11 protein-coding genes and 2 pseudogenes are annotated in these 12,452 nt (G+C 38.8%); 8 read left to right on the top strand and 5 right to left on the bottom strand.

What is annotated here, in order from left to right:
* The first annotated feature begins 370 nt into the window (after positions 1 to 370).
* Positions 371 to 574 (top strand): cold shock protein CspC, encoded by a 204-nt coding sequence (gene cspC / locus ACH97_RS06935; RefSeq protein WP_003179166.1) that lies wholly within the window; start codon positions 371 to 373, stop codon positions 572 to 574.
* A gap of 253 nt (positions 575 to 827) precedes the next feature.
* Here the strand turns inward: cspC and ACH97_RS06930 are convergent, their stop codons facing one another.
* Positions 828 to 1,814: a zinc-dependent alcohol dehydrogenase family protein gene (locus ACH97_RS06930; RefSeq protein ID WP_020450277.1), complete on the bottom strand. Its 987-nt coding sequence runs from the start codon at positions 1,812 to 1,814 to the stop codon at positions 828 to 830.
* Between the two features lie 550 nt (positions 1,815 to 2,364).
* On the opposite strand from ACH97_RS06930, the pseudogene ACH97_RS06925 reads away from it, so the two are divergent.
* Both ACH97_RS06925 and ACH97_RS06920 read left to right on the top strand, forming a co-directional pair.
* Positions 2,365 to 3,749, top strand: a pseudogene (locus ACH97_RS06925) (aminotransferase-like domain-containing protein).
* A 99-nt stretch (positions 3,750 to 3,848) separates the two neighbouring features.
* The gene (locus ACH97_RS06920; protein ID WP_048349925.1) at positions 3,849 to 5,144 is read left to right on the top strand and encodes an MFS transporter; all 1,296 of its coding nucleotides are present in this window, start codon (positions 3,849 to 3,851) and stop codon (positions 5,142 to 5,144) included.
* A 567-nt stretch (positions 5,145 to 5,711) separates the two neighbouring features.
* Here the strand turns inward: ACH97_RS06920 and ACH97_RS06910 are convergent.
* Positions 5,712 to 6,324, bottom strand: a pseudogene (locus ACH97_RS06910) (YczE/YyaS/YitT family protein).
* A 109-nt stretch (positions 6,325 to 6,433) separates the two neighbouring features.
* Between ACH97_RS06910 and ACH97_RS06905 the strand changes: the two are divergent.
* The 3 genes from ACH97_RS06905 to ACH97_RS06895 are packed head-to-tail and all read left to right on the top strand — an operon-like array spanning position 6,434 to position 8,070.
* The gene (locus ACH97_RS06905; protein WP_020450285.1) at positions 6,434 to 6,886 is read left to right on the top strand and encodes a MarR family winged helix-turn-helix transcriptional regulator; all 453 of its coding nucleotides are present in this window, start codon (positions 6,434 to 6,436) and stop codon (positions 6,884 to 6,886) included.
* A gap of 25 nt (positions 6,887 to 6,911) precedes the next feature.
* Positions 6,912 to 7,430: a spermidine/spermine N(1)-acetyltransferase gene (paiA, locus tag ACH97_RS06900; RefSeq protein ID WP_048349927.1), complete on the top strand. Its 519-nt coding sequence runs from the start codon at positions 6,912 to 6,914 to the stop codon at positions 7,428 to 7,430.
* Positions 7,431 to 7,452: 22 nt separating this feature from the next.
* Positions 7,453 to 8,070, top strand: a complete 618-nt coding sequence (locus ACH97_RS06895; RefSeq protein WP_020450287.1) for an FMN-binding negative transcriptional regulator — start codon at positions 7,453 to 7,455, stop codon at positions 8,068 to 8,070.
* Between the two features lie 268 nt (positions 8,071 to 8,338).
* Here ACH97_RS06895 and ACH97_RS06890 read toward each other — a convergent pair whose 3' ends face one another.
* Positions 8,339 to 9,253, bottom strand: coding sequence for an arginase family protein (locus ACH97_RS06890; RefSeq protein ID WP_020450288.1), 915 nt, complete (start codon positions 9,251 to 9,253; stop codon positions 8,339 to 8,341).
* A 105-nt stretch (positions 9,254 to 9,358) separates the two neighbouring features.
* Here ACH97_RS06890 and ACH97_RS06885 point away from each other — a divergent pair, with 105 nt between their 5' ends.
* Entirely contained in the window at positions 9,359 to 9,694 is a 336-nt protein-coding gene (locus ACH97_RS06885) for a winged helix-turn-helix transcriptional regulator (RefSeq protein WP_020450289.1), read from the top strand.
* Between the two features lie 314 nt (positions 9,695 to 10,008).
* Positions 10,009 to 10,881, top strand: coding sequence for a YitT family protein (locus ACH97_RS06880; RefSeq protein ID WP_025810048.1), 873 nt, complete (start codon positions 10,009 to 10,011; stop codon positions 10,879 to 10,881).
* Positions 10,882 to 11,472: 591 nt separating this feature from the next.
* Here the strand turns inward: ACH97_RS06880 and ACH97_RS06875 are convergent.
* Positions 11,473 to 12,018 carry a hypothetical protein gene (locus tag ACH97_RS06875; protein WP_020450293.1) on the bottom strand — a complete coding sequence of 182 codons (546 nt, stop codon included), beginning with the start codon at positions 12,016 to 12,018 and terminating at the stop codon, positions 11,473 to 11,475.
* Positions 12,019 to 12,034: 16 nt separating this feature from the next.
* Complete coding sequence (locus ACH97_RS06870; RefSeq protein ID WP_048349928.1) at positions 12,035 to 12,307, bottom strand: colicin E3/pyocin S6 family cytotoxin; 273 nt, start codon at positions 12,305 to 12,307, stop codon at positions 12,035 to 12,037.
* Positions 12,308 to 12,452: the final 145 nt, after the last annotated feature.

Genomic DNA, 12,452 nt, shown 5'->3' with positions numbered 1-12,452 from the left:
GTTTGAGGAACAGACATCATGAACAAGAAACAGCAGAGCTTTTTAAAGAAAATCAATTTTAGCAAAGAAAAAGGTTTGAAGACACTCGCGATTCATTTTCACGGTGTTTTCAAACCTCTTAGACATGTTATATATTTGATGCAGCATAATTGACGCCTACCGCTTCTGCACTACTATCCACACGTTTAAGAAAAAATGCCATGAATAAAACGATAATATGATTTGCAATTATTTCCGTTTCCTGTTATGATAAAGAAGAATTATTTTTGTTCGGTGTAAAGGATAGTATGAATATTGACTTTTCGTCTTGATGATACTTTGGGCAAGGATAGTAATACAATGTGCGGTAACGCACTAGGAGGCAACAAAAATGGAACAAGGTACAGTTAAATGGTTTAATGCAGAAAAAGGTTTTGGATTTATCGAACGTGAAAATGGAGACGATGTATTCGTACACTTTTCTGCAATCCAAAGTGACGGATTCAAATCATTAGACGAAGGTCAAAAAGTAACATTTGACGTTGAGCAAGGTCCTCGCGGAGCTCAAGCTGCTAACGTTCAAAAAACTGCTTAATCTTCAATCGTTTATACAAACAGGCTCTTTATATAGGGCCTGTTTTTTTATGTTCTCTGTATAATGCTTAATAAAAAACCCTACTCAACGTTCGAGTAGGGAGGTGGTAAAAGGTAATAGAAAAAGATTTAACGCTTCAAAGGTTGTTTACAGTATAACATAATCGATTGACAAAATGCGGAATTTATATAAATTTTTTATTTTTCTTTTCAATTACAACTACTACTTTTTCTTTCTTTTGGTTACATCTCCTTCATGCAAAGTTCAACAGTATTTTTCCATTCAAACCCGGCTGTTCATAATGCTTCAACGCATCATAGAAATCTTCAAAATCATATACTTTTTCTGGAGCATTGATGACCATTCTTCCGCTCTCAACGAGCTTAATCACCTGCGAGAAGCGATTGCGGTATTCAGAAACGGAATGTCTCTCGTTCCAGAGTCTTAAGGCGAATAATTGTGGTGACACATGGTATACATTGTGTAACTTTCGCCAATCGTTTGGTATACCTGACAACAGACCATAACTGACAAACGTTCCTTCAGGTTTTAACATCCTCGCCAGCAGTTCGCCGCTTTCTCCTCCAACAGAGTCAATTGCATGGTCAACACCGATGTCGCAAGCATCAGAAATCTGTTCATATATAGAACCGTTGGAAGCGTCGATGACTCTCCATGCCCCAAGTTTTTGAAGTTTTTCTATCTTGCGGCTGTTTCTTGTAATGACAATTAAACGGAATCCCAGTATTGTAGAAATTTGCGCAAACAAACCTGCAATAGATGTACCTCCGCCATTCATTAACACAATTTCATTCGGCTGAACACGCAATGATTCCGTACAAATTAGCCAGGCTGTTAATGGATTAATATACAGTTGACTGGCGTCGTTATCACTTATTGATGGAGGCAGCTCTATTGCATAATCAGCTTTGGTGGTTACATATTGTTGCCAAGTTCCCTCTCCTCTTACAGGGAGGACCCTTTTTCCAATCAATGATGGTGATACATCTTTGCCCTGATCTATGACAATTCCCACACCATCATATCCTGCAACAGCCGGCAGCTTAATTCTATGAGAATAGGCCCCTCTAATTGGAAGCAAATCTGATGGATTAATTGGACTGGCAATCATTTTAACAAGAATTTCATTTGGCTGAAGAGGAAGCTTTTCTCCGGTATATAGCTGTAATTTTTGAAGCGGATCACCAAATTCCTTATATATTAATGAAACATTATTCATGATTTGTTATTGGCTCCTTAGGTTAATACTTCTATAAATAAACTTGCACTCTTTTGAGATTATGTCAATATTGTCTTTGTTTTTAGCTCCTAGTGTAAGTGCAGCTTCTACTACAGCGCAGACACAACAAAGAAATATCACCCAGACTGTTAGCTATCCATCTGTAGGACAACTGTCTCAAAAAGAAATTCATATCATGGCGCTCATGATAATCCTAAACATCAAAGAGTTTCCATGCTCAGCACTGGGCTTCGGCGTTAGCCAAAAAACTAGCTGAACAAGCACTCGGGTACATACTTGGAAAAGCCGTGATTGCTAAAAAATTATGCCAAAAAGGCGAAAAACGGTTTTTATAAAGTAGCAAACTACATTGAAAAAGTTCAACATTCAAGAAAAATGAATTGCTGCATTTATAAAAGCCGGACTTCCACCTGATGTTGTCGATTTAGTACCTATTACTTAAAGTCGCAGTCTAACTTGTCCGTCATTTCTTATAATTGTTTTATAAACAGCACAACCATATAATAGAACGAAAAAAGGATGGCGTATCATGCCGATCAATTCTTTTGAAAACTATCCGATGAGCTGGAAGCCATCGATTGATAAAACTGAAAAGCCCATTTATAAAGCACTTGCAAGGCAATTGGAGCAGGATATAGTAAACGGAGTTTTATTGCCTGGAACAAAACTTCCTCCTCAGCGGGAACTGGCTGATTATTTGGATTTAAATTTGAGTACCATTTCAAAGGCGTTTAAAATGTGTGAGTTAAAGGGCCTGTTAAGTGCAACTGTTGGGAGCGGCACATTTGTATCGTATGATGCGTTATCGAATGCGTATTTACTTGAGGATACAAAGCCAAAGCTCATTGAAATGGGAGCAACACTGCCGGATCATGCTTCTTACGAGCCGCTCATGCTCCATTTGAGCAACATGCTGCAAGAGACAGATTATGAAAAATGGTTTGGTTATGGCCGGGCGGGCGAAAGCCTTTGGCAAAAGGATGCAGCTGTAAAGCTAATTCGAAGAGGCGGTTTTGAAACGACCGTTGAGCACATTTTATTTGCAAATGGGGGACAAAATGCGATCGCTGCCGCATTGGCGGGTCTTTGTAAGCCTGGAGACCGCATTGGTGTTGATCATCATACATATCCGGATTAAAAACTGTTGCATCAATGCTAAGTGTGCAAATTGTACCGATAAAATCCGAGAACGGTGAAATGAAGCCGGAGTCACTTGAATATGCTTATAAAAATGAAAACATTACAGGCATTTATTTGATCCCGGATTACCATAATCCGACAGCTTCCTTTATGTCTGTAGAGAATCGAAAGATCATTGCAGAAATTGCAAAGAAGTATAATTTGTTTGTTATTGAAGATGCATCGTACCATCTTCTTGGCAAAAATCCACTTCCAGCCCTTGCATCATTCGCGCCGGAACAGGTGATCCATATCGCAAGTTTATCTAAATCATTGGCACCGGGGCTGCGACTGGCGTATGTTGCAGTGCCGTATCAATTTAAGGAGCCGGTTTCGAGGGCGCTTTATAATTTAAATATAACGGTTTCCCCGCTATTAGCAGAACTTGCTGCGCGCACGATTGTATCAAATCAATTTGAAGTCTTAATTGAGGGGCATCGTGAACAAACGATTTGCAGAAACCAAATCGCAAATCGATATTTTGCTGACTATACGTGTTTAGGTGGTGAAACAGGCATCTTTCGGTGGTTGTTGTTACCGGGTGGGATCACAGGTGCTGAATTTGAAAAATTAGCTGCTGAACATGGAGTGCAAGTGTATGCGGCTGAACGCTTCGTAGTTGGGAATAGTTGTCCGGAAAGGGCGGTAAGGGTTTCTGTATGTGCACCAGAAACGCTCGAAGAGCTTGAAAAAGGATTAATAATCCTTAGGCGCTTGCTAAACGATCTTGCCTAATTATTGTCCGCCATACAATTTCAATATTGTATGGTTTTTTTGCGCGTGTTATGATGATTCAAATCTAGTTGGAGGTTGATCAAGGAAGGCAGGTTAGATATGCTGCACAAAGAAAGTGTAAAATCGTTAGACGTTCAATCAGCTTCATTACAAAGCTACATTGGTTCCCCAGAAAAACAAAAAACGTTATACAAGCGTACATTATTTGTTGTAAGTGTTTCACAAATTTTTGGCGGTGCAGGGCTGGCGGCAGGAATTACTGTCGGTGCCCTTATTGCTCAGCAAATGCTCGGAACGGATGCTTACGCAGGGGTCCCGACAGCTTTATTTACTTTAGGATCAGCGGGGGCAGCCTTATTTGTAGGCAGACTTTCTCAACGCTATGGTCGTCGTGCAGGTCTTTCAGCCGGTTTTATGATTGGCGGTCTTGGAGCAATAGGAGTCATCATTGCAGCAATCATAAATAGTATTTTCTTGTTATTTGCTTCATTGCTTATTTACGGTGCTGGAACAGCGACAAATTTACAAGCTCGTTATGCAGGTACGGACTTGGCAAATCGTAAGCAGCGGGCGACTGCTGTCAGTGTGACAATGGTTATGACGACATTTGGCGCGGTTGCGGGTCCGAATTTAGTGAATGTGATGGGGGGTTTCGCCCATTCTATCGGTGTTCCGTCACTAGCGGGCCCTTTCATTTTAGCCGCGGCGGCATATATCTTAGCAGGTGTTGTTCTTTTCATCATGCTTCGTCCAGATCCATTAGTTATCGCAAGAACAATCGAATCGATCAAGCAAGAACCAAGTGATAAAGGACATTTGACAACAACTGAACACACAGAAAACAAAAGAGGCATAATTGTTGGTGCGGCAGTTATGGTTCTTACCCAAATTGTAATGGTCGCTATTATGACAATGACACCGGTTCATATGAGACATCATGGGCATGACTTGGGTGCAGTTGGTCTTGTTATTGGTTTTCATATAGGCGCCATGTATCTCCCTTCACTGGTTACAGGAGTTCTTGTTGATAAGTTGGGACGTACTGCAATGGCGATTGCATCTGGAACTACGCTGCTTCTGGCGGGCTTAATAGCAGCATTTGCACCAGGAGATTCTATGGTTCTTATCGTCATTGCTCTTTCTTTACTGGGATTAGGGTGGAATTTTGGTTTGATAAGCGGGACTGCACTGATTGTTGATTCAACTGAAACGGCCACACGCGCGAAAACACAAGGTACGGTGGATGTTCTAATTGCATTGTCAGGAGCTGCCGGCGGCGCATTGTCCGGAATGATTGTGGCAGGTTCAAGTTATCTAACATTATCACTTACTGGAGGAATCTTATCCTTATTACTCATTCCTGTGGTGGCATGGTCTCGTGGAGGTAAAAGATAATCCGGATGCAATCAATTCGGGAGTTCAAGACAAAAACTTAGTATAAATCCCTCATTCGTTTCGATAAGAACACATTCATGTTGCTTGAACAGTAACATTTTATGCCCAAAATACAAATTTCAAATGCTTGAAATAACTTTTGTAACGGACAAAATACTTTCACTTTTATTGAAGTCCTTATGGGGGAACCCCCCATGAAGGTTCAAGTTTTCTCGGCAGTATCACCGGAATACCAAGGGTTATGAGTCCTTGGTATTTTTTTCTTTTTTGTTTTTAACTATGTTAGGCTTTGGTAAAAGGTCGAATAGATAACAAGGAGGCGCAAAATGGGGAAACTCTCAACTTATCTATTGAAAGTTTGGCTCGCAATACCTAGATGGTTCAGAATGTTTACTTTAAGTGCAATCATCATATATGTTTTATGGTCATTGTTCATTAATGGAGTGAAAAATATATTTAGATTATCTCTCTCTTCCTTGATTGTAAGTCTAATAGCATCCGGAATCATATTGATGATTTTCAATAAAAGTTCTGTGAAAAAGTAGGGAGTGGCATTAAAAACATTTCTTATCGTAATATACGAGCGTCTGTAAAGCGGCCTAATACTTTTCCAGCAAACGGCATAAAAAAATGAAGAACAAGCCCTCCTAAACAAACGGTTAATAAAGTTCCGATGCCAATCGGTCCTTTTAAGATGACGGCCGCTGTCAAGAAGACGAGGTAAATGATGGTTCTCGAAACAAATATGTTGGTTCTCGTTAATTCTTTTATGATGAATGTGAATCGGTCAATTGGCATCGGAGCAAAATTTGTGTATAAGTATGTCGCGGTTCCTAAACCTGTAACAACCAAGCCGATTCCAAAACAAATCACTTTGCTCCACCATTGTTCTGGTGTGATAAAAAAAGTGCAGGAAAAAAAGCCACATATCAATGCCGATCCCCGTTATAAACGCCGTTAGCATCCCTGAAACTTCCGGTCTTTGGCTTTTTAAAAAAGAATTGCAGCCTATGAATAGCAAAGCAATGATGACTTCCCAACTTCCCACAGTAAGCCCCACATGTATGGACAGTCCCACCAAAAGTGCGTCAAAAGGCGAAGCGCCAAGATCTGATTGAATCGTAAAAGCAATCCCAAGGGTTAAGATTAAAATTCCTAATACATAAAAAACATATTTCACTTAACTCGCCCTCTTTATTTTTATTGCAAATACAACAAAATTTCGGTATATTTAATGTACGCCATTTATGTTGTATTTGCAACAAAAACATGTTCGAAAGGAGTTTATGATGAAGGATATTCTTCGTGAAATTGGGATGATTGCCCGGGCTTTGGATTCTATAAGCAATATCGAATTTAAAGAACATGACATGACAAAAGGGCAATATTTGTACCTTGTCCGAATATGCGAAAACCCGGGAATCATTCAGGAGAAGTTAGCTGAAATGATTAAAGTGGACCGGACCACCGCAGCCCGCGCTATAAAAAAACTTGAAATGAAAGGCTTTATTGAAAGGAGAGATGATGAATATAACAAAAAAATAAAAAAACTCTTTCCGACGGAAAAGGGGAATGAGGTATTTCCTTTTATAAAAAGAGAAAATGATCATTCGAATCGTGTGGCATTAGAGGGGTTTTCCGAGGGGGAAGCGGAGACCATCTTCAATCTTCTTCAAAGAGTAAGAAAAAATGTAGAAAAAGACTGGGAGTTCGTGAAAAAGGGGAACAAGAGAAATTATTGACGGCATAAAGGAGCGGCAGATTGAAATGACAGTAAATATAAAAAGATGCACCCTTGAAGACTTACAAAAGCTTCAAGAAATTGGTTATGAAACTTTTAATGAGACATTTAAGCATCAGAACTCGCCGGAAAATATGAAGGCCTATTTGGAAAAGGCGTTTCACTTAACACAATTAGAAAAAGAACTATCCAACAAAGCTTCGCAATTCTTTTTTGTCTATTGTAACAATGAAATTGCTGGATATTTAAAGGTCAATACTGATGAGGCCCAAACTGAAAAAATGGGTGATGAATCACTTGAAATTGAGAGAATTTATATCAAGAACGAGTTTCAAAAACATGGGCTTGGCAAATATCTGTTCAATAAAGCTATGGAAATTGCGAAGGAACTGAATAAAAAGAAAATCTGGCTGGGCGTATGGGAAAAAAACGAAAACGCAATTGTTTTTTATAAGAAAATGGGGTTTGTTCAAACCGGTGCTCACTCTTTTTATATGGGATATGAAGAACAAACGGACTTGATCATGACCAAAACACTCCTATAACTTTTTTGAAAGGAGGATGACGATGTATATTCCAAAATATTTTAAAGTCGAAAATGTTGATGAAATTTTGGATTTTGTCCAAAAAAACTCTTTTGGCACGATTGTTACGACAGAACAAGAGAAGCCAATCGCTACGCATTTGCCTTTGGGATTCAATAAAAAAGGTGATGATTACTATATCACCGGCCATGTCTCTTTTGGAAATCCGCAGTGGAGAACTTTTGAAACCTGTCAAGATGTGCTTGTTATGTTTCAGGGGCCGCACGCATACATTTCTTCTTCCTGGTATGGGCATGAGGATGTTCCAACATGGAATTATCAAGCCGTCCATATATACGGTCAAGCAAGCATTCTAGAGAGAGATGAATTAATAGAAGAATTAACAATTATGATGGGAAAATACGAAAAACACCGAGAAAATCCAATTTTATGGGATAACCTTTCTCCTCAACTTTTAAAAAGACAACTGAAAGCGATTGTCGGGTTTAAGATTAAGGTGGAAGACATTCAGGCTGCATATAAATTAAGTCAAAACCGAAATGATACAGACTACATGAACATCATTGATCAATTGCAAAATGAAGGAGATCCCCATGCGGAGCAATTGGCGGCAGTGATGAAAATGAGGCTGGAAAATTAAATATAAATCCACCTTCAACCCCATGCAGGAGTTAAAGGTCGGAATCAGAGCCGTCATTTATGCAGCATCTTAAAGATCGAGCGGGAAATGAAAAGGCAGGCCGAATGGTTAGGCCGAATCATCTTTGTCGAAGACTTAATGGGGTCGTAGCCCGCGAAAGTTCAAGTCTCTCGGCCGCATCATAGGAATACCAAGGGTTATGACCCCTTGGTATTTATTTATGGAGGGTTTCGACTCCATTATTTTGTTGTTGTCCCGTTTTATGAAATTATTGATTTAAAATAGGGATTTCACTAAGCAACTTCTTCAAATGAATAGAGTCCCACGGCAAATGTTCGGTTATACCTAATCCAACTACATCCGTTTCGGAAGAGAGTTCTTTCAGAAGATGAAGCAGGTGCGGCATTTGCATTGTTCCCTCAGGAGAAAAAGTTACAGGTGCTTCAGGATTGGCGAATAATAAAGAACGAAATGCCTTCGGATCAAGCACGTCTAAATCAAGGTGTATGGCCAGATACTTGATGTTGCTTTCTTTTATCCATTCTTTTATAGATTCGGTACTGGTCATTAACTTTTTAGTTCCGGCTGTTCTAATCCCAAGTCTTTTAATCACATCAGTGTCTGGTTCTGTGAAAGCTATACCTTGTCTTTGAAGTTCTTTTGATATCACTTTTGTTTCTTCTTCTGTGGGAGCTGCTAATCCCGCGATAAAGACATTTTCAGGTTTAAGGGGAATGTTCACATGTTTTGCGAACTCTTCATCTCCTTCTCCCAAAAGATTTCCGAGCGGTAATGTATGACCGTTATCATATCCGGCATATCTAACTAAATCGCTGTGAGCATCAATCCAAATTAAACCTAAGTCCCCGCCGTATCGTTCGTTTAAATAAGCAAATGGTGCTTGTTCGACTAAGCAGTCACCGCCAAACATGACAATGCGATCCGGCTTATGGGCATGAATGATATGCTGAGCAGCCTCCAATTGTTCCAGCAGTTGTTTTCTCCCGTTTATTCCGTTTTCGTTTTCAAGCGGAGTTCCATCATAAGTTTGAACCGGAACATGAATAATGGGCTGATCATTTTCAGGAGCCAGCCAAGCAAGCAGTTCCGCTCCAAAAGAGTAGTTGGGATTGTTTCCCCCTTGCCATTGCGGCATCAACAGACGTATCGTTTTTTTAGCCATGTTATCGTCTCCTTTACTTCAAATTACGGTTAGTATAAAATGAACGCAAACAAAAAAACAGTACGCACTTTATTGATAGGTACTATCCGAAAGGGAAGTGTTAATATGAGTATGGCTGAATATAAAGGCAAAGTTAAAAATATTCAAGATACACCTTTTGGCTACACATTGTCCGTGATCGGCGGCAAATGGAAAATGGTTATTATTTATCTCCTCGCGGAAAATCAACCGGTTCGCTTTAATGAGCTGAAAAGACAAATAGGGGCTATTACTTATAAAACATTGAGTTCACAACTTAAAGAATTGGAAGCGGATGGTCTGGTGAAGCGGAAAGAATACCCTCAAGTTCCCCCAAAGGTCGAGTACAGTCTCACTGGTAAAGCGGAATCACTATTGCCGGTTTTAGAGGGGTTATGTGAATGGGGGGTGAAAAACCAATAAAGTTAAGGATTCATTCATCTTGGAGAGAGAAGAATCAAATGCTTCGTTCTATTGCCGACAATCCTTTTGCCTGGCCGGGAATGTCCATAAACATTAGGGCCTTTATTTGTTATTCACCAGTTGCGAAACGGGGTGCTTGCAAAATAGCTCCAACCACTGGCACATGAATGTTCCAAGTCTAAAAGGGTTACCTTAATCCAATGTAATGATCGGTATTTGCAGCAGCCGCTTAAAAAACGTGATTGAACTTTTGAACCTAGAAAAACTGTTATGGTATATTTAAATATAACGTAAAATTTGAAATGAGGAATGGCATGAATAAAATCGAAAAACATAAGAAATTTAAAGCGAAAATGATTTTCAAAGTTATAATGGTCATGATCGGAGGAATCATAGCGGCCTATGGATTGGAAACAGTGCTGATTCCTAACAATGTATCTGATGGCGGAGTGACAGGACTCAGCATTGTTGGTTCACAACTATTTGACTTGCCGCTTGGTATACTTATCGCAGCTTTAAACATCCCGTTTGTCTGGCTGGGATATAAGCAAATCGGGAAAAGCTTTGCGTTATTATCGATTATCGGAATCGCATCACTTGCAGCAGGTACAAGTTTTATGCACCACACTCCGGCTATAATCGAAGGGGACACTTTGTTAGTCACTGTTGTCGGAGGGATCATCCTTGGTTTTGGAATGGGGCTGGCGCTGCGTAATGGCGGAGCATTGGACGGAATTGATATGCTTGCTGTGCTGTTATCGCGCAAATTGCCATTTGGAACGAGCGATCTCATTCTATTCTTTAACCTTTTTGTGTTTATTTTTGTTTCCGCTGTATTTGGCTTGCAAGGGGCATTGCTATCAGTCATCGCCTACTATATTGCGTCCAAAGTCATTCATGTTGTCGAGGAAGGATTAAGCGGTTCTAAAACCTTTCAAATTATTACAACAGAACCTGAGTTGATGGTGGAGACAATTCGCGATCAATTGGGCCGAAGTGCTACATATAAAGAAGCTTACGGTGGTTTTTCCCACGAAAAGTTTAAAGAAATTACATGTGTCATCAATCGCTTAGAAGACACCAAATTAAAGGAAATCATTAATGAAGTTGATAAAAATGCTTTTGTCACTGTATATGACGTAGCTGAAGTCAAAGGCAGTAATTTTAGAAAACCTAATATTCATTAATTAGGGATTTCCTAAGAAAAAACATACCAAAGCTTGTTGGTATGTTTTTTTATATCATGTCGGTTTCCGAACATGACCATCAAGCTAACATCCACAACATTTGGAGTTTAACCTTTTTTACAAGAAAACGGTTTATATGTTCGTTTAAAACCTCGCTACATTTAAAAAACACCACTATCGCCGAAATAAAAGAGCGGTTTTTTCGAAGCTCTAAAAATGCAGATGATGTACAGATGAATCGACCACAAATTGGACAAAACGTGTTAGTTGAAGGAAATGACTTCTGCGGTTATACATCCAGTAAAGTCGTTGCGTTGGGTCAAATTTATAATAACTAGAATCAACTGGTAAGTAAGACTTAAAATGTGCTAACACTTTTGGTTACTGTAGGAGTTGTTGTCGATCCAACAACTAAGGCATCTCTGGCAGCGATCATGCAATGGAATATGAGAAACCGCAAAAATAATCCTCACTTTGATGGAACCAATCTATATGAAAGAGGAGGATACTGGATACCTCCTCTTTCATTACTTTATTTTATTCACCTTTAACTTTTTCTTTTTTATTTGAATAACACAAGATTGCTGTATTTTAGTCTGGACAAATTTCTAGTAGATCAAAAAACAATGCATTCTCTACTGTTACTTGTGATCCAAAAAACGTGACATCTTTTTTAAAATCCAGCCCGCATACAACCTCGTTCATCTCCGAATAGGATAATTCAATGAACTCTTTCTTTGAAAAATATTCTTTTACACAATCTTCAAATTCTTGTTGTTTAGTGTTATAAGGTTGAGTATCAAAACCCTCAAGAGTTGGGACAGTTCTATTCACATCTCTGTTTTCAACTTGAAATTCGTGCTGAAGATAAAATAAAGGTGCAAGCTTAGATAGCATTAAAATGGTACTATAAGTAACTTCAAATTCCCCTTTTGTGTAGTCTTCATACTCAAATATTAATTTTGACGACGGCCATATTTCACCAAAATTTACGTCTGTGATTATCATATTATTATTCTCGGAAAATTTTTTTATTGCTTCTGGTATTACAAACTGCTCGCGGCATTTAGTAAGATAATCTGATTCGTTATTGTTTCTGTAGTATTTATCTATAGTTTCGTTAACTAGATCGTTCATTTTAATTTTCACTTCCTTAGTTCATTTTTAAATCATGACGTCCCGATTTGTCAGCTGGTTTAGTTTCGTTTAAGTTAAAGTCCACTTCTCCTTGATGTTTCCCTCTTTTATTAACAACTTCAAATCTACCATGTTGGGTGTCCACTGCATAGTATTTGCCTGTTTTCGAATCCAAATACACATCTCTTTGATTAATTTTAGTTAATTTTGAATCCTTTTTCCAATTTCTTTGCTTAGCAAAATCAGCAGCAGTGGCTCTAACCAATGGAATTTTTTCATTCAAATTCATTTTAGCTATCTTTTTTTCAAATAATCCAATACTATCCTCCTTTATATAAAATCACCAAGAAATTATACAGGTATATAAACTGATATTAAAGAAAAATAAACCATTTAAACTTTAAATGTATAATAAAGTTCTTTTTCTCTCCTTT

The sequence above is a fragment of the Bacillus paralicheniformis genome (genome assembly GCF_001042485.2).
GTDB classification, from domain to species: Bacteria; Bacillota; Bacilli; order Bacillales; family Bacillaceae; genus Bacillus; species Bacillus paralicheniformis.
This window is presented reverse-complemented; position numbering and strand designations above follow the sequence as displayed.

Excerpts from the sequence above, each read along its gene's own strand:
- cspC (WP_003179166.1), top strand. The coding sequence starts at position 371 with ATGGAACAAGGTACAGTTAAATGGTTTAATGCAGAAAAAGGTTTTGGA.
- ACH97_RS06930 (WP_020450277.1), bottom strand. The coding sequence starts at position 1,814 with ATGAATAATGTTTCATTAATATATAAGGAATTTGGTGATCCGCTTCAA.
- ACH97_RS06920 (WP_048349925.1), top strand. The coding sequence starts at position 3,849 with ATGCTGCACAAAGAAAGTGTAAAATCGTTAGACGTTCAATCAGCTTCA.
- ACH97_RS06905 (WP_020450285.1), top strand. The coding sequence starts at position 6,434 with ATGAAGGATATTCTTCGTGAAATTGGGATGATTGCCCGGGCTTTGGAT.
- paiA (WP_048349927.1), top strand. The coding sequence starts at position 6,912 with ATGACAGTAAATATAAAAAGATGCACCCTTGAAGACTTACAAAAGCTT.
- ACH97_RS06895 (WP_020450287.1), top strand. The coding sequence starts at position 7,453 with ATGTATATTCCAAAATATTTTAAAGTCGAAAATGTTGATGAAATTTTG.
- ACH97_RS06890 (WP_020450288.1), bottom strand. The coding sequence starts at position 9,253 with ATGGCTAAAAAAACGATACGTCTGTTGATGCCGCAATGGCAAGGGGGA.
- ACH97_RS06885 (WP_020450289.1), top strand. The coding sequence starts at position 9,359 with ATGAGTATGGCTGAATATAAAGGCAAAGTTAAAAATATTCAAGATACA.
- ACH97_RS06880 (WP_025810048.1), top strand. The coding sequence starts at position 10,009 with ATGAATAAAATCGAAAAACATAAGAAATTTAAAGCGAAAATGATTTTC.
- ACH97_RS06875 (WP_020450293.1), bottom strand. The coding sequence starts at position 12,018 with ATGAACGATCTAGTTAACGAAACTATAGATAAATACTACAGAAACAAT.
- ACH97_RS06870 (WP_048349928.1), bottom strand. The coding sequence starts at position 12,307 with ATGAATTTGAATGAAAAAATTCCATTGGTTAGAGCCACTGCTGCTGAT.